The following is an 18,524-nucleotide window of genomic DNA, read 5'->3' on the forward strand; positions in this document are numbered from 1 at the left end:
GCCGAGGACGCGGGGATCGGCCGAGGACGCGGGGGGGGTCAGCCGAGGGCGCGGGCCGCCGCCCGGCCCGCCGTACGCCCCGAGAAGATGCAGCCGCCCAGGAAGGTGCCCTCCAGCGAGCGGTAGCCGTGCACCCCGCCGCCGCCGAACCCGGCCGCCTCGCCCGCCGCGTACACACCGGGCAGCGGATCGCCCCCGGCGGTGAGCACGCGCGAGGACAGGTCGGTCTCCAGGCCGCCGAGCGACTTGCGGGTCAGGATGTTCAGCCGTACGGCGATGAGCGGGCCCGCCTCCGGGTCGAGGATGCGGTGCGGGGCCGCCGTACGGATCAGTCGGTCGCCGAGATACTTCCGGGCGCCCCGGATCGCCGTGACCTGGAGGTCCTTGGTGAAGGGGTTGGCGATCTCGCGGTCGCGCGCGGTGATCTCCCGGCGCAGCGCGGCCTCGTCGATCAGCGGCTCCTCGGTGAGCGCGTTCATGCCGCGCACGAGGGCGCCCAGGTCCTTCTCGACGACGAAGTCGGCGCCCTTGTCCATGAACGCCCTTACCGGGCCCGGGACATCGGCGCGGGCCCGCCCGAGCACATCACGCACGGACCTGCCGGTGAGGTCCGGGTTCTGCTCGGAGCCCGAGAGCGCGAACTCCTTGCCGATGATGCGCCGGTCGAGCACGAACCAGGTGTGCTCGTGGCCGGAGCGCATGATGTGCTCCAGCGTGCCGAGCGTGTCGAAGCCGGGGAAGAGCGGCACGGGCAGCCGCTTGCCGCGTGCGTCCAGCCAGAGCGAGGAGGGGCCCGGCAGGATACGGATGCCGTGCTTTGCCCAGATCGGGTTCCAGTTCTCGATGCCCTCGGTGTAGTGCCACATCCGGTCACCGTTGATGTGGTGCGCGCCCGCCGCCTCCGCGATGCCGAGCATCAGCCCGTCCACGTGCGCGGGCACCCCGGAGAGCATCTTCCGCGGCGGGGTGCCCAGCCGCTCGGGCCACTGGGCGCGGACCAGGTCGTGGTTGCCGCCGATGCCGCCCGAGGTGACGATCACGGCCTGGGCGCGCAGCGAGAATGCACCGGTGACGGTACGGCTGCTCGCGGTGCCGCGGGCGGCGTCGCTGGGCTCCAGGGTCTCGCCGGTCACGGTGTCCACGGCGCCGGCCGTCGTGGCGAGCCCGGTGACGCGGTGGCGGAAGCGGAAGGTCACCAGGCCCTTCGCGACGCCCTCGCGCACCCGCCGCTCGAAGGGCTCCACGACGCCGGGGCCGGTGCCCCAGGTGATGTGGAAGCGCGGTACGGAGTTGCCGTGGCCGGTCGCGTCGTACCCGCCGCGCTCCGCCCAGCCGACCACCGGGAAGAACCGCATGCCCTGCCCGTGCAGCCAGGCGCGCTTCTCGCCCGCCGCGAAGTCGACGTACGCCTCGGCCCACTTGCGCGGCCAGTGGTCCTCCGGACGGTCGAACCCGGCGGTGCCGAGCCAGTCCTGAAGGGCGAGATCGCGGCTGTCCTTGACGCGGAGCCTGCGCTGTTCGGGCGAGTCGACGAAGAACAGCCCGCCGAAGGACCAGTGCGCCTGTCCGCCGATGGACCGCTCGGGCTCCTGGTCGAGGACGATGACGGAGCGGCCCGCGTCGACCAGTTCGGCGGTGGCGACCAGGCCCGCGAGGCCGGCCCCGATCACGATCACATCGGCGTCGTACGCCATGGTTTCCATCCTTCACGGGCCGGGCGGGTGAGTGGTCCGATCTTCCGTACGGGCGAGTAACGAGTCAACTGGTTGGATGGACGCCATGAGTGCCGCAGACGAGATCCTGGACATAGTCGACGAGAACGACCACGTCATCGGGCAGGCGCCACGCGGTGAGGCGTATGCGAAGGGGCTGACCCACCGCTCCGTCTTCGTGTTCGTACGCGACCCGCGGGGCCTGGTCTTCGTCCACCGCAGAACGCCGGACAAGCTGGCCTTCCCCTCGATGTACGACATGTTCGTGGGCGGGGTCGTCGGCGCGGGCGAGGGCTACGACGAGGCGGCGCTGCGCGAGGCGGAGGAGGAGCTGGGGGTGTCGGGGCTCGACCGTCCCGTACCGCTCTTCTCGTTCCGCTACGTGTCCCCGGGGCCCGGCGGGTTCCGCTCGTGGTCGCGGGTGTACGAGGTGGTCTGCGCGCTGCCGGTGCACCCCCAGGTGGAGGAGATCGCCTGGCACGCCTTCATCCCGGAGGAGGAGCTGGAGCGGCGGCTGGCCGCCGGGCCCGGCGGGTGGGAGTGGGTGCCGGACGGCGTCGAGGCGTACGAACGGCTCAAGGCGCTGCGCGCGGGGCCCGCTCCGCGCGCGTAGGGTGCGGCAGGTGATCGACTTTGCACGGAGCCTCCGGCTGTGGTTCTCGCCCCGGCGGATCGGCGAGGAGGGCACGACCCCGGACTACCGCTTCTCGCTGGCCAACGAGCGGACGTTCCTGGCCTGGATCCGTACGGCGCTCGCGCTGGTCGGCGGCGGGTTCGCGGTGGACCAGTTCCTGCCCGACCTGCGCTGGGGCGTACGGGCCGGGCTCGCGGTGGCGCTGCTCGCGGCGGGGGCGCTGTGCGCGCTGCGCGCGGTCAACCACTGGGTGCGGTGCGAACAAGCGATGCGGCGCGGCGAGGATCTGCCGGTCTCCGGCTTCCCGACGCTGCTGAGCCTGGCGGTGGGGCTGGTCGCGGTGGCGATGCTGGTGATCGTGGTCCTGGGCCGGGCCGGATGACGGCCCCGGCGCCGGCCCCGGAACGCGACCCGGGCCTCCAGCCCGAACGCACCCGGCTGGCGTGGCGCCGTACGACGCTCTCCTGCACGGTGGTCGCCGTCCTCGGCGCCCGCCAGGCCATCCACGGCGGCGCCACGGCGGCAGGTCTGACGGGCGCGGCCCTGAGTGCCCTGGTCTGGCTCGGCTTCCTGGGCGTGGCGCACCGGCGGCTGAAGGCCCTGGAGGCGACGAGGCCGCCGCGCCTCTCGGAGCGGGGCGCGCTCACGGCGGCGGCCTGCGCGCTGCTGCTGGCGGCGTTCGCGGTGACGGTGCTGGTCTGACGGCGGCGCCTGGCCGGCCCAGCGCCGCCCTGCCGGATCAGTCCGTGGTGACGATCACCTTGCCGCCCGCTCCGCCCGCCTCCGTGAAGCGGAACGCGTCCGCGGCCCGCTCCAGGGGGAACGTCCTCGCCACCCCCACCGACAGCACGCCCTGCTCCGCCAGGCCCGCCAGCTCCGTCAGATCGGCGGTGTCGGCGCGGGCGAAGGCGTAGCTGCCGCCCAGGTCGGTGACGCCGGCGTCCGCGATGGAGGCCAGCCGGCCGCCGGGCGCCAGCAGTCCCGGCGTCAGGCGCAGGAGATCGCCGCCGATGATGTCGAACGCCGCGTCCACCCCGTCGGGCGCCAGGGCCCGTACCTGGGCGGCCAGATCGTCCCCGTACGTGACCGCCTCGCCGCCGAGCGCCCGGACGTGGTCCTGGCCGGACGCGCGGGCGGCGCCGATGACGCGGGCGCCGAGGTGGCGGGCGAGCTGGACGGCGATCGAGCCGACCGCGCCCGCCGCCGCGTGGACGAGCACGGTCTCCCCGGGCCGTACCCGCAGCACCCGGTGGAGCACCTGGTGGGCGGTGAGTCCGACCAGCGGCAGCCCGGCCGCCTCCGCGAACGCGAGCGAGCTGGGCTTGTGCGCGAGGGTCCTGACCGGGGCGGCCACGTACTGCGCGAAGGTGCCCCGGGAGAGGAAGTCCTCGCGGACGTACCCGATGACCTCGTCCCCGGCGGCGAACTCGGTGACCGACGCACCGGGCCGCACGACCACACCGGCCACGTCCCACCCGGGGATCACCGGGAAGACGGTGTCGAGGACCCCGTCGAGATAGCCCTCACGGCACTTCCAGTCGACGGGGTTCACGGCCGCGGCCCGCACCTCGACCAGGACGGCGTCGGGGCCGACCTTCGGCTCGGGATGGTCGCCGTACTCCAGGACCTCGGGGCCGCCGTAACGGCGGTAGCTGATGGCCTTCATACTCCGCACCCTCTGCCGCCCTCACGCCTCGCGCAAGCCGGAACGATCTGTTCCCGCCATGGGCACGGGAGGGACGAGGCCGAGCGGGACAGGGGGCGGGCGGGGCAAGGGCGGGCGGGACGGAAGGGGGGTCGGCTGACCGTGGTCAGGGGTGCCTTTCTCGTGCGTCGCGTCAACTGGCAGGCTCAGGGGGAGCTTTCGACCCCCACAGGAGTTCCGATGTCTGCCACCGATCCGTACACCGTCCGCCTCGCCCCCGGAGTCCACGCCTATGTCCAGCCCGACGGTGGCTGGTGTCTGAACAACGCCGGGTTCATCAGTGACGGCGGCGCGACGCTCCTCGTCGACACCACGGCCACCGAACGGCGGGCCCGGCTGCTGCGCGAGGCGATCCTGCTGGCCGGGGTGGAGCTGCCCCGCACCATCGTCACCACGCACCACCACGGCGACCACACCTACGGCAACGGTGTGTTCCTGCCGGAGGCCACCGTCGTCGGTCATGACGCGTGCCGTAGCGAGCAGCTCGCGGCGGGTCATCAGCTCCATCTGATCTGGCCGGGGACCGACTTCGGGGAGGTCGGCATCGTTCCGCCGAGTGTGACCTACAGCGACCGGCTCACCCTCCATGTGGGCGGGACCGAGGTGCGGGTGATCCACCCGGGTGTGGCGCACACGCTCGGGGACTCGATCGTGCATCTGCCGGAGCACGGCGTCGTCTTCACCGGCGACCTGGTCTTCCAGGGCGGCACGCCGTTCGTCCCGATGGGTTCGCTGCGCGGCTCCCTGCGGGCGCTGGACCTGCTGCGCTCGCTGGACGCGACGGTGGTCGTACCGGGCCATGGGCCGCTCACCGACCCGTCGGCTTACGACGCGACGGAGCGTTATCTCCGGTACGTCGCCGACGTGGCCGAGGAGAGCCATGCCAAGGGGCTCACCCCGCTGGAGGCCGCGCGGCAGGCCGATCTCGGGGAGTTCGGGAAGCTGCGCGAGAGCGAGCGGCTGGTGGCCAACCTGCACCGCGCCTACGCCGAGCTGGACGGGAAGCCCGAGGGCTCGCCGCTGGATCCGATCACCCTCTTCTCGGACATGACGACGATGAACGGCGGTGTGCCGGTGGCCTGTCACGCCTGACGCGCCGCCTCCCGGGCCGGGCCCGGGGCCCGGGGAGGGCTCCGGGCTGCCCCGGGGACGACGGGCACTGGACTACATACCGACTGGTCGGCATCATGGGAGCGACCGCCCGGTTGCCCGTCGCCCGCCGTCCACGGAGGTACGCCCGATGAGCCCAGCCCCCACGCCAGGACTCGATCCCGAGCGGCTCCGCGGCCATCTCGACCGCGCGCTCCCCGGCCTGGTGGGCGGCCCTCTCGACGCGCGGCTGGTCGAGGGCGGCCGGTCGAACCTGACGTACGCCGTCACGGACGGCACCGGCCGCTGGGTGGTCCGCAGGCCCCCGCTCGGCCATGTGCTGGCCACCGCGCACGACATGCGGCGCGAGTACCGGGTGATCGAGGCGCTGCACCCGACCGCCGTGCCCGTCCCCGAACCGCTGCTGCTCTGCGCGGACGAGTCGGTGCTCGGCGCCCCGTTCTACGTCATGGAACACGTGGCGGGCACGCCGTACCGTACGGCCGAACAGCTCGCCCCGCTCGGTCCCGAGCGCACCCGCGCCGCCCTGCTCGCCCTGGTCGACACCCTGGTCGACCTGCACGCCGTCGACCCCGGCTCCGTCGGGCTCGGGGACTTCGGGCGGCCCGAGGGCTTCCTCGGCCGGCAGCTCCGCCGCTGGGGCAAGCAGCTCGACGCGTCCAGGAACCGCGAACTGCCCGGCATCGACGAACTCCAGGCGGCCCTCGGCCGGTCACTGCCCGCCTCCCCCGCGCCCACGGTGATCCACGGCGACTACCGGCTCGACAACGTCCTGCTCGGCGCGGACGACCGGATCAACGCCGTACTCGACTGGGAGATGTCCACGCTCGGCGACCCGCTCACCGACCTAGGGCTGCTGGTGATGTACAGCGCGCCCCTGGAGGTGACGGGCTCCCCGATCAGTACGACGGCCGGGGCCCCGGGCCATCCCACACCGGGCGAACTGATCGAGCGGTACGCGGCGGGCTCGGGGCGGGACACCGCCGGCATCTCCTGGTACACGGCGTTCGCCTGGTTCAAGCTCGCCGTGATCCTGGAGGGCATCCACTACCGCTACACCCTCCACCAGACCGTGGGGCCGGGTTTCGACCGGATCGGCGCCCTCGTCCCCGTCTTCATCGAGCACGGTCTCACCACCCTCCAGGAAGGCTGAGTACCCCTGATGGACTTCGCATTCGACGCCCGCACCGAAGAGCTGCGAGCCAGGCTGCTCACCTTCATGGACGAGCACATCTACCCGGCCGAGGCCGTCGCGCGGGAGCAGCGCTCCCGGCTGGCCGACCCGTGGGGCACCCCGGCGGTGGTCGAGGAGCTGAAGGCCGAGGCGCGCGAGCAGGGGCTGTGGAACCTTTTCTTCGTGGACCAGCACAGCCTCCCGGACGGTGAGTACGGGGCCGGGCTGACCAATCTGCAGTACGCGCCGCTCGCCGAGATCACCGGCCGCTCCCCCGAACTGGCCCCCACCGCGCTGAACTGCGCGGCCCCCGACACCGGGAACATGGAGCTGCTCGCCCAGTTCGGCTCGGAGGAGCAGCGCAAGCAGTGGCTGAAGCCGCTGCTCGCGGGGGAGATCCGGTCGGCGTTCGCGATGACGGAGCCGGAGGTCGCCTCGTCCGACGCGACGAACATCCGCACCGGCATCCGGCGTGACGGCGACGAGTACGTCGTCAACGGCCGCAAGTGGTACATCTCCGGGGCGATGAACCCGGACTGCGCCGTCTTCATCGTGATGGGCAAGACCGACCCGGACGGCACCGACCCGCGCCGCCAGCAGTCGATGATCCTGGTCCCCCGGAACGCCCCGGGCGTCGAGGTGCGCCGGGCGATGCGGGTGTACGGCTACGAGGACCACTCGCACGGGGGCCATGCCGAGGTCGTCTTCGACAACGTAAGGGTGCCCGCCTCGTATCTCGTCGGTGAGGAGGGCGGCGGATTCGCCATCGCGCAGGCCAGGCTGGGTCCCGGCCGTATCCACCACTGCATGCGGCTGATCGGCATGGCCGAGCGGGCGATCGAGCTGATGTGCCGCCGGGCCCTGTCCCGCACGGCGTTCGGAAAGCCGATCGCCGACCAGGGTGTCGTCCAGAACTGGATCGCGGACGCCCGGGTGACGGTCGAGCAGCTCCGGCTGCTCGTGCTCAAGACGGCCTGGCTGATGGACACCGTCGGCAACCGCGGGGCGCACACGGAGATCCAGGCCATCAAGATCGCGACGCCGCGCGCGGTCGTGGACATCATCGACTCGGCCGTCCAGTTGCACGGCGCGGGCGGCCTCAGCCAGGACTTCCCGCTGGCGGAGCTGTGGGCCTCGGCACGGACGCTCCGGCTGGCGGACGGCCCCGACGAGGTGCACCAGCGGTCGCTGGCCCGGCGGGAGTTGAAGAAGTACAGGTGAGCCTCCGTTCAGTGGTCGACGGGCTGCGGCAGGGGCAGCAGGCCCAGGGACTGGGCGCGCATGACGGTGGAGAGCCGGTCGCAGGTGCCCAGCCTGCGGTAGATGCCCTCGATGTGCTTGTGGGCGGTGCGCGGTGAGATGTCGAGCCGGTGGGCGATCGCCGTGGCCGGCAGCGCCTTGGCGAGCAGGGTCAGTACGGCGTGCTGGCGTGGCGTGAGCCCCGCCTCCATCGCCCGCTCGGTCGGCGCGGCGCCGGAACCGGTACGGGCCCGGTCCGGAGCCGCCCGCCAGCGTGCCAGCGCGCGGTAGTGGCAGTCGATGCCGACGAGGAGGGGCTGCACGCGGCACGCGTACGCGCGTTCCTCGGCGGTGAAGTCGTCGCACTCGTGGTGGAGGACGAAGCCACGGACGACTCCGGCGGGGGCCGGCAGCGGGATGGCGAGCATATGGGCGCCGAGCGTCCCCCGGGCCAGCCGGTGGCTCCTGCTGCGCAGCCAGGACCGCTCGCCCATGATCTCGCTCGCCGTACGGGGAGTGCGGTCGGAGGTGGACGCGTAGTGCGCCACCAGTGGGTTGCCGGCGCGGAGCTGGCGGGCCATCAGGGAGTCGGGCAGGCCCGGGGAGACCGGGAGCGCCGTCCTCCACGCCTCCACCCGGCCCGTCCGCTCCGCGTGGCGGGCCTGGGCGAGGGAGGCCGCCGGGGAGTGCAGCCCCCGGGTCAGCTCCGCCAGGACCAGGGGCCAGGGCGGCTCCGGATCGGCGCGCTCCAGCACGGCGACGGCCAGGCTCAGCATCTGCGCGTACTCATGCCACAGAGCAGTGCCCATCGATATACCCCCGTGCCCGCACGACCAGCGCCTGACCAACATTGACCGTACGTACCCTCCCCCTCACTCTCCGCACCCACACACCCCCGCGCCCCCGCGCCCCCGCGCCCGCGTCCGCGAGAGGCCCTCAGCCGGCGGCGGTCAGCAAGGCACCACGTAGTAGACCGGGGTCCAGCTCGCGGTGCCGGTGCCCGGCGCCACATGGCTCCAGCGCTCCGAGCGGTCGGAGTTCAGGAACCGGGCCCTGGTATTCCTGGTCTGGTTGTTGTTGAAGGTCCCGTCGCCGGTCCACGACAGGCTGTAGGTGCCGCACCGGTAGTAGTCGAGCGTGTCACCGCCCCGGTACAGACAGAGGTGCCCGGAGCCGCAGGCGGCGGGCAGTCGGTTGCTCACCGGCGGCAGGGCGAGGTCACGGGCGGACCGCTGGCCGGGAGCCGCGACCGTGACATCACCGCCCGGCATGGTGATTTTGTTGGCGGAGACCTGCCTGCCCCCCGCCAGCCTGCCCAGATAGCCGTCCACCCGCTCCTGGAGAGAGGCGGCCTGATCGTGGGTCAGGCCCGCCCGGTCCGTCTGGGCCGCATAGGTCTGACGGTCCTGGTCCGGAGCGGTCCGCGCCCCCGCCGGGGCCGTCATCACACCCGTGGCGAGCGCCCCCGCGGCGACCGCCCCGACCGTGGCCTTCAGCATGAACGCACGGATCTTGTTCATCGATCCCCCTGGATCTTCCTGTTGATCTTCCCGCCCGGAACCCTGACGTTCCGTAGCGCCAACAGCACTCATCGTGACGAACGCGTTCGGCGGGTCGCAATGCGTACAAGTACGTATGGCGCGGAAGTGGCCGGGGAGGCATGGTGCGTTACGGGCGAGGTGCGTTACGGGCGGGGCGCGTCACCGACAGGGCGGCCGACTTACGGGCGGGCAGGGCGCCCGCGGACCGGTCGGCTCACGGGCGCAGCGCGCGCAGCAGCAGATCCGCGAGGTGGTCGGCGACCTGGCGCGGGGTGAGCGGGCCGTCCGGCCGGTACCACGTGGAGAGATGGTGGACGGAGCCGAAGTGGTAGTCGACCACCAGGTCGGCCGGGGTGGCGGTGGAGAAGACCCCGGTGCGCTGGCCCTCCTCGATCAGCGCGCGGAACCGCTCGTGGTAGCGCCGCCGTTCCGTCCGTACCTGCTTGTTCTTCTCCGGGCTGAGGTGGTGCATGGAGCGGAAGAAGATCGCGGCGTCGTCCAGGTTGTCGATGGTCGTCACGACGACGTCGGCGGCGGCGTCCCGCAGCCGCCGCTCCACCGGCCCGTCCGCGTTCGCGAAGCCGTCGAGCCGTTCCTGCTGGAGGCGGAGCACCCGGGCGTAGACCTCCTGGAGGAGGTCCTCCTTGGAGCCGAAGTAGTGGTAGAGCGCGCCCTTGGTGACGCCCGCCGCCTCGACGATCTCCTGGACGGACGTCCGGTCGTAGCCGCGCTCCGCGAAGAGCCGGGTGGCGGCGGCCAGCAGCCGCTGCGGGACAGGCTCGCCGTGCCCGTCCGTCGTCCTGGCCATCTGCCGCCACCCGCCTTCCGCTCCGTGTCACCCCCGGGGGACCCTTACGGGCCCGGTCAGGGGCTGTCCCCGCCTGGGACGCTCATGGACGGGAACGCAGTTCCCGCCTGAGGATCTTCCCACTCGTGGTCTTGGGCAGCTCGGGCAGTATCTCGATCTCCCGCGGGTACTTGTAGGCGGCGAGCCGCTCCCGGCAGTACGCGGTCAGCTCGGCGGGCTCCACCGTGGCGCCGGGACGCGTGCTGACGTACGCCTTGACGCTCTCGCCCCGATAGGCGTCGGGGACACCGATCACCGCCGCCTCGCGCACCGCCGGATGGGTGTAGAGCACGTCCTCGACCTCGCGCGGCCAGACCTTGAAGCCCGACGCGTTGATCATGTCCTTCTTGCGGTCGACGACGTAGAGCCAGCCGTCCGGGTCCATGAAGCCGATGTCGCCGGTGCGCAGTTCGCCGTCCGGGAACGTCTCGGCGGTCGCGGCCGGGTTGTTCCAGTAGCCGCTGACGACCTGGGGGCCTCGTACGGCGATCTCCCCCGGTTTCCCGAACGGAAGCTCGTCGCCCTTCTCGTCGAGGATCCGTACCACCGTGTCAGAACCCGGCACGCCGACCGAGAGCGTCCCCGAGACCGGGTCCACCGGGGCCTCCCACTGGGGCGGTACGGAGGCGCAGGGCGCGGTGCACTCGGTGAGGCCGTAGCCGTTGCGCAGATACGGACCGAGCCCCGCGCGGAACCTCTCGACCAGCGCGGGCGGCAGCGGCGCACCGCCCGAGGAGATCACCTGGAAGGAGCTGAAGTGGTCGCGGGTGACGTCCGGGTGGGCGGCGAGCGCCATGAAGGCGGTGGCGGGGCCGACGGTGTACGCGGGCCGGTGCTCGGTGAACGCGTCGAGGACGACGCCGGGCTGGAAGCGGTACGCGAGGGCCAGGGTGCCCGCGTTGGCGACGCACGCAGCGAGTTCGCAGACCATGCCGGTGATGTGGAAGAGGGGGGCGAGCGCGAAGTAGCAGGCGCCTTCGGCGAGGGGGTGGCCGGCCCGCTGGCGCTCGGCGTTGACCATGATGTTGGCGTGGGAGTTCATGGCCCCCTTGGGTTTGCCGCTGGTACCGGAGGTGTAGCTGATCAGCGCGGTGTCGGTGGCGGCCGGGTCGCGGTCGGCGGGGGCGGCCGATCCGCCGCGGGCGACGGCCAGCAGATCATCGGTGTCATCGGGCGGCGGCTGCCGCGGGAAGCCGAGGACGCGGGGGTCGTCGCGGGTCTGGAAGTCCAGTTCGCAGGCGGTGAGGGCGATCCGTACCGGCGAGGTGGCGGCCGTCTCGCGCAGGAACGCCTCCCAGGTGCGGTCCGCGCAGATCACGGCCGTGACCTGGGCGTCGGCGAGGACATGGGCGACCTCGGCGGCCTTGTACATGGGGTTGAGCGGGACGACGGTCGCGCCCGCCTTCCAGGCGCCGAGCAGGGCGAGGACGAAGTGCGGGGTGTTCTGGAGCATGATCGCGACGCGGGCGCCGCGCGCGAGACCCCGGGCGACGAGATGGCCGGCCACGGAGTCGGAGAGCGCGTCGGTCTCGCGGTAGTCGAGCCGGCCGTCGAAGTACGCGAGCGCGGTGCGCTCCGGGGCGCGCAGGACGGCGGCGCGCAGGGCGTGCACGAGCGAGACGGGCGGGTCGAGCGGGGCCCGCTGGGCCTCGCTGAGCCGGCCGAGCCAGGGCTGGGCGGAGTAGATGGACGCGGTGGTCACCCGGCGCCTCCTTCCCACTTCTGCTGTATGTGGTTCATGGTGGAGAGCCAGCGGTCGGGGTCCCCGGCGCGCGCCTCGTAGAAGCCCGCGACCTCGGGGTGCGGCAGTACGAGGAAACGGTCCTCCGCCATGGCGTCGAAGAGCGCGTCGGCGACGGCCTCCGGTTCGATCGCGGTGGGGGTGAGGACGAGTTCGCCCGCGCTCCCGGTGGCGGCGAGCATGTCCGTACGGACCCCCTGCGGACAGATGGCGTGGACCTTGAGGCCGCGGTGACGGTAGGTCAGCGACAGCCACTCGGCATAGGCGAGCGCGCCGTGCTTGGTGACGCTGTACGGGGCCGCGCCGATCATGGTGAGCAGCCCGGCGGCGGAGACCGTGGAGACGAACCGGCCAGCGCCGCGCTCCAGCCAGTCGGGCAGCAGGACGCGGCTCGCCCGGACGTGCGCCATGACGTTGACGTCCCAGGCGGTCGCCCAGACGTCCTCGTCGGCGAACGCGTCGCCGCCGGAGCCGATGCCTGCGTTGGCGCAGTAGATGTCGACGGTGCCGCCGAGGGCGTCGCGGGCCTCGGACACGACGAGGGAGGCGTCGCCGGGGACGGCTGTGGCGCCGATCTCGTCGGCGACGGCGACGGCCTTCCCCGCGTCGAGGTCGTTGACGACGACGCGGGCGCCCTCGGCCGCGAATCTGCGGGCCAGGGCGGCGCCGATGCCACCACCGGCCCCTGTGACCACAACCCCTGCACCGTGCACCGCGCTCATCGGGCCTGCCTTTCGGGCGTTCCGTTCTCCGTCACGGACTTCCGGACTTCCGAGCCTCCGAACTTCCTGCAAACAGACTAACCGGTCGGTATGTCGCGGGGAAGGGAAGGGGAAAACCGCCGGGGCGGCCTCGTTCCCCCGGCGGCCGCGGGGCGCTAGCCTGCGTGGCCATGACAGACGACCGCCGATCCACGGAGGTAGCGCGATGAGCCTGTCCAGACGGGGATTACTGGCCGCCGGGGGCGCGATCGGCGCGACGGGAACGGTCGGCGCCACAGGAGCGGTCGGTACAACAAGAACCACAGGAACCGCAGGCGCGGCGGAGGCCCCCGCGCCGCCGGGCGCGGCGCGCTCCGGACACGGCGGCACGCACCGTACGCGCGTACGGACCGGCTTCGACCGGCTGGCCGCCGACGGCTACCGGCTGCTGTCCGGCCGCACGGTCGGCGTCGTCACCAACCCGACCGGGGTCACCGCCGACGTACGCCACATCGTGGACGTGATGCACGCGGACGACCGGGTGCGGCTGACCGCCGTCTTCGGCCCGGAGCACGGCTTCCGGGGTACGGCGCAGGCGGGCGGCTCGGAGGGGCGGTACGACGATCCGGCGACCGGGCTGCCGGTCTACGACACGTACCTCAAGAGCGGGCAGCCGCTGGCGGACGTCTTCACCGCCTCCGGCGTCGACACCGTCGTCTTCGACATCCAGGACGCGGGCGCCCGCTTCTACACGTACATCTGGACGCTGTACGACTGCATGGAGGCGGCGGCGCTCGCGGGCAAGCGGTTCGTCGTGCTGGACCGGCCCAACCCGGTCACCGGCCGGGCGGCCCTCGGCCCGGTCCTGCGGCCGGAGTTCGCGACGTTCGTGGGCCGCCGGCCGATCGCGCAGGCCCACGGCATGACGGTCACGGAGCTGGCGCGGCTCTTCAACGGCGAGTTCCTGGCGCACCCCGTCCCGCTGGAGACCGTACGGATGTCGGGGTGGGCACGGGACGACTTCTTCGACGCGACGGGGCTGCCGTGGGTGCCGCCGAGCCCCAACATGCCCACGCCCGAAACGGCGTTGGTGTACGCGGGGACCTGTCTCTTCGAGGGGACGAACCTGTCGGAGGGGCGCGGCACCACGCGCCCGTTCGAACTGCTGGGCGCGGAGGGCCTCGACGGACGCTGGGCCGAGGCGGCGAACGCGCTGGAGCTGCCGGGGGTGCGCTTCCGCGAGGCGTACTTCGCGCCGACCTTCTCCAAGTTCCAGGGGAAGACGATCGGTGGCGTCCAACTCCACGTCCACGACCGAGAGTCGTTCGATCCGGTACGGACCGGGATCGGGCTGCTGGTGACGGCGCGGCGGACCTGGAGCGGGTTCGCCTGGCGCTCCGACCACTGGATCGACAAGCTGACGGGATCGGCGGACGTCCGCACGATGATCGACGCGGGCGCGGAGCCGGACGAGGTGGCCGACGCCTGGCAGAGCGAACTGGCCGCGTTCCGTGCCGTACGGCGGAGGTATCTGCTCTACCGGTGAGCCGTCGGCGGCATCGCGGCCGATAACAGTCGGTAGTGCCACGCTTTCCGAGCGTGCCCAACAGGCGCCGTTGACCGCCCCGTTCGGCGGCCGTGAGAGTGCCTGTGTGATCGACAACACTCTGTCCCCCGCATCCTCGGATCCCGCCGCGGACCCGCCGGAGCGCGCGGCGAGCCCGGAGAGCGCGCGCCGGGTGGCCGCGGCGAGTTTCATCGGTAACACCGTCGAGCTCTACGACTTCTTCCTCTACGGCATGGCCGCGGCGCTCGTCCTCGACGACGTCTTCTTCCCCAACCTCTCCCCCCTCAACGCCACGCTCGCGTCCTTCTCCACGTACGCGGTCGCCTTTCTGGCCCGCCCGATCGGCTCAATCGTCTTCGGCCATTTCGGCGACCGGGTCGGCCGCAAGTCCGTCCTGGTCGCCTCGCTGCTGCTGATGGGCGTGTCGACCGCGCTGGTGGGGCTGTTGCCCGGCTACGCCACCCTGGGCGTGTGGGCGCCCCTGCTGCTCGTCCTGCTCCGCTGCCTCCAGGGCATCGGCATCGGCGGGGAGTGGGGCGGCGCGGTGCTGCTCGCCGTGGAGCACGCGCCGCGCGGCCGGCGCGGTCTGTACGCGGCGTTCCCCCAACTCGGCCCGCCCGTCGGGTTCTCCGCGGCCACCGGCGCCTTCTGGCTGGTGTCCGCGTCGCTCGACGAGGCGGCCTTCACGAGCTGGGGATGGCGCGTTCCGTTCCTGCTGTCCTTCGTGCTGGTCGCCGTCGGTCTGGTGGTCCGGCTGAAGATCAGCGAAACCCCGGTGTTCGCACGGTCCATGGCGCGGCAGGAGGCGAGCAAGGCGCCCACCCTGGAGCTCTTCCGGTGCCATACGCGGGAGTTGCTGCTCGGCGCGGGCGCGATGGCCGTCGTGTACGCCCTCTTCTACACGTCGATGACCTACAGCCTGTCGTACGCGACGACGACCCTGGGCGTGCCGCGCACCACGATGCTCAGTCTGTCCCTGGTCGCCTGTCTCTTCCTCGCGGCCGGTATCTGGTTCGCCGCCACCCGCTCCGACACGGCGGGCCGGCGCCGGCCCGCGCTGCTGGGCTGCGGGCTCGCGGCGGTCTGGGGGCTGCTGCTGTTCCCGCTGCTCGACACGGGGCGGCCGGTGCTGATGGCGCTGGCCCTGGGCGGCGCGACGTTCTGCGTGGGTGTGGCGTCAGGACCGATGGGCGCGTACCTGCCGGAGCTGTTCCCCGCCCGTGTCCGCTACTCGGGCGCGTCCCTCGCGTACAACCTGGGCGGTGTCCTGGGCGGCGCGGTCTCCCCCTTGGTCGTGCCGCGCCTCCAGCCGGCCTTCGGCTCGGCGTCGGTGGGCTGGTACGTGAGCGCGATGGCTCTGGTGTCCCTGCTGTGCGTACGGGCGCTGCCGGAGACGCGGGAGCGCGAGTTGGACTGATCCTCGCGCTTCCTCCTGTTCGCTCCCGTTCGCTTCCCGCTCGCTCCCGGGCCGCCCCGTGGGCCGGGCCGGACGTTCCGGCCCGCTCCGGTCCGGTCCGGCCCACGGGTCATCCCCTCGGCGGTACGTGGCTCATCGGTGCGAGGGGAACTCCACCACCTGCTGATACGTCGGCCTGTTCTGCCAGTTGATCTTCGGGTGGGTGATGCCGCCGAGCGCCCGGTGGATGATCGTGTCCGTGCACCACTGGTCGCCCGCCGAGCAGGAGTCGTCGCCCGGGTAGACCGTGTTCGCCGGTACCGCCGCGGCCGTCTTCAGGGTCGACAGCAGGACGTCACGGCAGGCGCTGAGCGAGCCGCCGCCGCAGTAGGTCTTCGGCGTCGCGCTCTGGACGGGGTCGCCGAGGACCTGCCGGAGGTCCTTGTCGACATATCCCCACCAGCCGTACTGGAACGACGAGCCGCTGTGCGCGCCCGTCGGGCCGTGGCTGGAGGCGGGGGACTCGTCGATCGGCAGGGAGGCCGTGAGCGCGGTGTAGAGACCGTCACCGAGGCCGGGCTTGAACTGCGCCTCCACCAGCCTCGGCCACCACGCGTCCATCGTGCGGACCGCCGCCGCGTTGCCGTACGTGTGCGAGCCCTGCGCGGTCTCCTTGCGGAGCGCGCCGGCCGCTCGCCAGGTCTCCAGTTGCTGGACGACCGTGTTGAGCGCGGAGTCGGTGACGGGCGCCGAGCGGATCACCTTCAGCAGTTCGGGCAGCACCTGCTCGCCCCTCAGGTCCGCCAGGGCCGCGTTGGCCATCGCGCGGGTGAGGGAGGCACGGGTGACCCCGCCCGCCGCGACCAGTTTCGCCACCCGGTCGTCGAGCAGATCGCCCCGGTGCACCGCGCCGTAGCCGAATCCGGCGGCGTCGTAGTCCTTGGCCTGCCGGTTGTTCCAGGAGATGTAGTAGTCCTGCCCGATCGACCGCGGATGCTGGGCGAAGGGGGTGTACGCGGTCTCGTTGTACACCGGGTCGAAGCCCTGCCATTCGTACGCGCGCTCCGCCTTCACCGGGAGCGAGGCGTCGACACCGGCCGCCCGTACCGGATTCAGGCCGCTGTTGTAGTAGGCGGCGGTGCGGGAGTCCGCGTAGAACCAGTTGAAGGCGTAGCCGACCTTGTGCGCGGCCTGCTGGAAGGCCGCCGCGTCCGTCAGGTACGCGGGGTCGTTGAACATCTGGAAGCCGATGATCGAGTCGGCCTCGTGGCGGTAGGTGGTGCGCAGCGAGGTGTACGCGACGGGCTTGCCGCCGACGGTCGCGCGGTGCGTGACCATGCCGTACTTGGTGCGCCACACCTGGAGCCGGTACGAGCCCTCGGCGGTGGAGTCGGCGGTGGTGGGCTTCCAGGCGTTCTTGCGCTCCATCTTCTCCATCGGGGTGCAGACGGAGCGGAAGAGGTACGACGTGGACGTCCTGGTGGGGGCCGATCCGTCCGGCTCGCACAGTTCGACCGCGTAGGTGTCGGTGATGTCCTGCTGCGAGGAGGTCGCGCTCCACGCATAGTCCTGGCCGCGGCCCATCTGCACGTACATCCCGACGCCCGCGAAGGAGACGCCGCGGGCGCTGATGCCGGGGCCCTGGAGTTCCTGGAGCATCATCAACTGTGGCGCGAAATAACCGGTTTGGGGGCCGAACACGGCGATCGGGTTGCCGCTCTTCGTGTGCGCGCCGGAGACCAGCAGCGCGTTGGACATGCCGCGCTTGGCGGAGAGGGACCCGGCCGGGAGCACACCGTCGTCGAAGATGCCCTGGAGCGGCTTGAGCTTCTCGGGCGTGTCGACCGGGTCCAGGGCCGGGGTGACGGCCGAGCCGGTCCTGTCGTACACGAGGGGTTCGGCGGTGACTGAGCCCGCGTCGGGCAGGGCGGTGCCGCGCGGCTGGTCGGGCTTCTGCGCGTACGGGAAGCTGGTGCCGTCGTGGATGGTGAGGACGGCCTCGGGGTCGTTGCGCTGCCGGAAGGACTCCCAGACGGCGGTGCCCTCGGCCACGCCGTACTTCTGCTGGGCGGCGAGGAGGGAGAGCGCGGCCGGCACCTCACCGCCGCCTCCGCCGCCGAACTGACCGCCGACGACGGACGCGATGGAGATCAGGTCGGTGAGTTTGAAGGGCTGGATCTCCCCCACGTTGGTGATGGAGTCGATCTTCCCGGTGAGGACGTACTCGCCGGGGAAGTAGCGGCCGTCCTTGGCCTTCTGGCGGTAGGCGTTGATGCCGTCGACGTACGCCTGGGCATCGGCCATGGCCAGCTCGCCGCGGGCGCCCTCGGTGGTCCTGATCCGCTCGATCTGGGCCTCGTACTCGGCTTCGGTGTACGGGGCGGCGGGCCAGAACTGCTGCTCAAGGCCCTGGTTGGCGAGGGCGCCACCGGCGAAGGAGGTCAGTTCGCCGCGGCCGATGTGGCGGAAGAGGTCCATCATCCAGAGCCGGTCCTGCCCCGCCGCGTAGCCGGCGCCGAACTCGGTGCCGTAGCGGGTGGTGCCCTTGATGTGCGGGACGCCGGTCTTCTTGTCGCGGGTGATGGTGACGTCGGAGCGCGGCGAGGTGACGGACTCGACCTGGTCGGACGGTACGCCGAAGGAGGCGTCGTTGAAGAAGTCGGTGACCTTGGCGTCGGTGAGACCGTCCTGTCCGGCCACGAGGGAGTCGTAGCGGCCGAGCTGGTCCGAGGCGTGGGCGGGGAACGTCCCGAACAGCCGGTTGCCGAGGATCTCGGCGAGGGTGGCGTTGCCGCTCTGTCCCGGCGGCAGGATGTCGGCGCACTGACCCTGACAGTAATCGGGGTCGGCCGCGGCGGCGGCCTTGGTGGGGGTCTGGGCGGGGTGCGCGGCGGGTGCGGCGGTGGCCTGCGTCTGGGGCGTCAGCAGGGCCGCGCCCAGCGCGAACACCGCGGCGGCGGTGAGGGTGGCGCGGTTGAGTCTTCCGGTGCGTCGTCGCATGGGGTGCTCCTCGGGGAGGCCGGTGCGCCGGAGGTTACCGACGGTATGACTCGCCGGTAAGATGAACATCAGTCACCTTTTCCGGATCCTCACACCCGAAAGGGACCGCGGTTCCTGTGAATCGGATTCGAACTTCACTCGATATGAACCGGAATGA

Annotated in this window: 16 protein-coding genes; 8 read left to right on the forward strand and 8 right to left on the reverse strand. The window is 72.1% G+C overall.

Features of this window, described 5'->3' with window-relative positions; genetic code table 11:
- Positions 1 to 38: 38 nt before the first annotated feature.
- Complete coding sequence (locus ACIO3P_RS30265; protein ID WP_401792890.1) at positions 39 to 1,694, reverse strand: FAD-binding dehydrogenase; 1,656 nt, start codon at positions 1,692 to 1,694, stop codon at positions 39 to 41.
- Between the two features lie 85 nt (positions 1,695 to 1,779).
- Between ACIO3P_RS30265 and ACIO3P_RS30270 the strand changes: the two genes are divergently transcribed.
- The 3 genes from ACIO3P_RS30270 to ACIO3P_RS30280 are packed head-to-tail and all read left to right on the forward strand — an operon-like array spanning position 1,780 to position 3,048.
- On the forward strand, positions 1,780 to 2,325 hold the full coding sequence (locus ACIO3P_RS30270) for an NUDIX domain-containing protein (RefSeq protein ID WP_401854197.1): 546 nt from the start codon (positions 1,780 to 1,782) through the stop codon (positions 2,323 to 2,325).
- A gap of 10 nt (positions 2,326 to 2,335) precedes the next feature.
- Entirely contained in the window at positions 2,336 to 2,728 is a 393-nt protein-coding gene (locus ACIO3P_RS30275) for a DUF202 domain-containing protein (protein ID WP_329824534.1), read from the forward strand.
- Positions 2,725 to 3,048: a DUF202 domain-containing protein gene (locus tag ACIO3P_RS30280; RefSeq protein ID WP_329824535.1), complete on the forward strand. Its 324-nt coding sequence runs from the start codon at positions 2,725 to 2,727 to the stop codon at positions 3,046 to 3,048. Before ACIO3P_RS30275 ends, ACIO3P_RS30280 begins: the two co-directional genes overlap by 4 nt.
- Positions 3,049 to 3,085: 37 nt before the next feature.
- On the opposite strand, the gene ACIO3P_RS30285 is transcribed toward ACIO3P_RS30280, so the two are convergent.
- Positions 3,086 to 4,012 (reverse strand): NADP-dependent oxidoreductase, encoded by a 927-nt coding sequence (locus tag ACIO3P_RS30285; protein WP_329824536.1) that lies wholly within the window; start codon positions 4,010 to 4,012, stop codon positions 3,086 to 3,088.
- Between the two features lie 219 nt (positions 4,013 to 4,231).
- Between ACIO3P_RS30285 and ACIO3P_RS30290 the strand changes: the two genes are divergently transcribed.
- The 3 genes from ACIO3P_RS30290 to ACIO3P_RS30300 all read left to right on the forward strand — a co-directional run bounded on the left by ACIO3P_RS30290 (position 4,232) and on the right by ACIO3P_RS30300 (position 7,556).
- The gene (locus ACIO3P_RS30290) at positions 4,232 to 5,143 is read left to right on the forward strand and encodes an MBL fold metallo-hydrolase (RefSeq protein WP_329824537.1); all 912 of its coding nucleotides are present in this window, start codon (positions 4,232 to 4,234) and stop codon (positions 5,141 to 5,143) included.
- A gap of 148 nt (positions 5,144 to 5,291) precedes the next feature.
- Positions 5,292 to 6,314 (forward strand): phosphotransferase family protein, encoded by a 1,023-nt coding sequence (locus ACIO3P_RS30295; protein WP_401854193.1) that lies wholly within the window; start codon positions 5,292 to 5,294, stop codon positions 6,312 to 6,314.
- A gap of 9 nt (positions 6,315 to 6,323) precedes the next feature.
- Entirely contained in the window at positions 6,324 to 7,556 is a 1,233-nt protein-coding gene (locus ACIO3P_RS30300; RefSeq protein WP_401854192.1) for an acyl-CoA dehydrogenase family protein, read from the forward strand.
- 8 nt (positions 7,557 to 7,564) lie between these two features.
- Here ACIO3P_RS30300 and ACIO3P_RS30305 read toward each other — a convergent pair whose 3' ends face one another.
- The 5 genes from ACIO3P_RS30305 to ACIO3P_RS30325 all read right to left on the reverse strand — a co-directional run bounded on the left by ACIO3P_RS30305 (position 7,565) and on the right by ACIO3P_RS30325 (position 12,425).
- On the reverse strand, positions 7,565 to 8,383 hold the full coding sequence (locus tag ACIO3P_RS30305; RefSeq protein ID WP_329824540.1) for a LuxR C-terminal-related transcriptional regulator: 819 nt from the start codon (positions 8,381 to 8,383) through the stop codon (positions 7,565 to 7,567).
- 141 nt (positions 8,384 to 8,524) lie between these two features.
- A complete protein-coding gene (locus tag ACIO3P_RS30310; protein WP_329824541.1) occupies positions 8,525 to 9,094 on the reverse strand; it encodes a hypothetical protein in 570 nt (189 codons plus the stop codon).
- A 235-nt stretch (positions 9,095 to 9,329) separates the two neighbouring features.
- Positions 9,330 to 9,923, reverse strand: a complete 594-nt coding sequence (locus ACIO3P_RS30315; RefSeq protein WP_329824542.1) for a TetR/AcrR family transcriptional regulator — start codon at positions 9,921 to 9,923, stop codon at positions 9,330 to 9,332.
- A gap of 82 nt (positions 9,924 to 10,005) precedes the next feature.
- Positions 10,006 to 11,664, reverse strand: a complete 1,659-nt coding sequence (locus tag ACIO3P_RS30320) for a class I adenylate-forming enzyme family protein (protein ID WP_401854190.1) — start codon at positions 11,662 to 11,664, stop codon at positions 10,006 to 10,008.
- The gene (locus ACIO3P_RS30325; RefSeq protein WP_401854188.1) at positions 11,661 to 12,425 is read right to left on the reverse strand and encodes an SDR family oxidoreductase; all 765 of its coding nucleotides are present in this window, start codon (positions 12,423 to 12,425) and stop codon (positions 11,661 to 11,663) included. Before ACIO3P_RS30325 ends, ACIO3P_RS30320 begins: the two co-directional genes overlap by 4 nt.
- A 205-nt stretch (positions 12,426 to 12,630) precedes the next feature.
- Between ACIO3P_RS30325 and ACIO3P_RS30330 the strand changes: the two genes are divergently transcribed.
- Together ACIO3P_RS30330 and ACIO3P_RS30335 are read left to right on the forward strand one after the other, a co-directional pair.
- The gene (locus tag ACIO3P_RS30330; protein WP_401854185.1) at positions 12,631 to 13,950 is read left to right on the forward strand and encodes an exo-beta-N-acetylmuramidase NamZ domain-containing protein; all 1,320 of its coding nucleotides are present in this window, start codon (positions 12,631 to 12,633) and stop codon (positions 13,948 to 13,950) included.
- A gap of 109 nt (positions 13,951 to 14,059) precedes the next feature.
- Entirely contained in the window at positions 14,060 to 15,388 is a 1,329-nt protein-coding gene (locus ACIO3P_RS30335; RefSeq protein WP_401854481.1) for an MFS transporter, read from the forward strand.
- Positions 15,389 to 15,520: 132 nt separating this feature from the next.
- Here the strand turns inward: ACIO3P_RS30335 and ACIO3P_RS30340 are convergent, their stop codons facing one another.
- Positions 15,521 to 18,367: a penicillin acylase family protein gene (locus ACIO3P_RS30340; protein ID WP_401854183.1), complete on the reverse strand. Its 2,847-nt coding sequence runs from the start codon at positions 18,365 to 18,367 to the stop codon at positions 15,521 to 15,523.
- Positions 18,368 to 18,524 lie beyond the last annotated feature (157 nt).

It is taken from the genome of Streptomyces sp. NPDC087310 (assembly GCF_044744405.1).
GTDB lineage: Bacteria > Actinomycetota > Actinomycetes > Streptomycetales > Streptomycetaceae > Streptomyces.

Coding starts and splice junctions, on each gene's coding strand:
- ACIO3P_RS30265 (WP_401792890.1), bottom strand. CDS start 1,694: ATGGCGTACGACGCCGATGTGATCGTGATCGGGGCCGGCCTCGCGGGC.
- ACIO3P_RS30270 (WP_401854197.1), top strand. CDS start 1,780: ATGAGTGCCGCAGACGAGATCCTGGACATAGTCGACGAGAACGACCAC.
- ACIO3P_RS30280 (WP_329824535.1), top strand. CDS start 2,725: ATGACGGCCCCGGCGCCGGCCCCGGAACGCGACCCGGGCCTCCAGCCC.
- ACIO3P_RS30285 (WP_329824536.1), bottom strand. CDS start 4,012: ATGAAGGCCATCAGCTACCGCCGTTACGGCGGCCCCGAGGTCCTGGAG.
- ACIO3P_RS30290 (WP_329824537.1), top strand. CDS start 4,232: ATGTCTGCCACCGATCCGTACACCGTCCGCCTCGCCCCCGGAGTCCAC.
- ACIO3P_RS30295 (WP_401854193.1), top strand. CDS start 5,292: ATGAGCCCAGCCCCCACGCCAGGACTCGATCCCGAGCGGCTCCGCGGC.
- ACIO3P_RS30300 (WP_401854192.1), top strand. CDS start 6,324: ATGGACTTCGCATTCGACGCCCGCACCGAAGAGCTGCGAGCCAGGCTG.
- ACIO3P_RS30305 (WP_329824540.1), bottom strand. CDS start 8,383: ATGGGCACTGCTCTGTGGCATGAGTACGCGCAGATGCTGAGCCTGGCC.
- ACIO3P_RS30310 (WP_329824541.1), bottom strand. CDS start 9,094: ATGAACAAGATCCGTGCGTTCATGCTGAAGGCCACGGTCGGGGCGGTC.
- ACIO3P_RS30315 (WP_329824542.1), bottom strand. CDS start 9,923: ATGGCCAGGACGACGGACGGGCACGGCGAGCCTGTCCCGCAGCGGCTG.
- ACIO3P_RS30325 (WP_401854188.1), bottom strand. CDS start 12,425: ATGAGCGCGGTGCACGGTGCAGGGGTTGTGGTCACAGGGGCCGGTGGT.
- ACIO3P_RS30330 (WP_401854185.1), top strand. CDS start 12,631: ATGAGCCTGTCCAGACGGGGATTACTGGCCGCCGGGGGCGCGATCGGC.
- ACIO3P_RS30340 (WP_401854183.1), bottom strand. CDS start 18,367: ATGCGACGACGCACCGGAAGACTCAACCGCGCCACCCTCACCGCCGCC.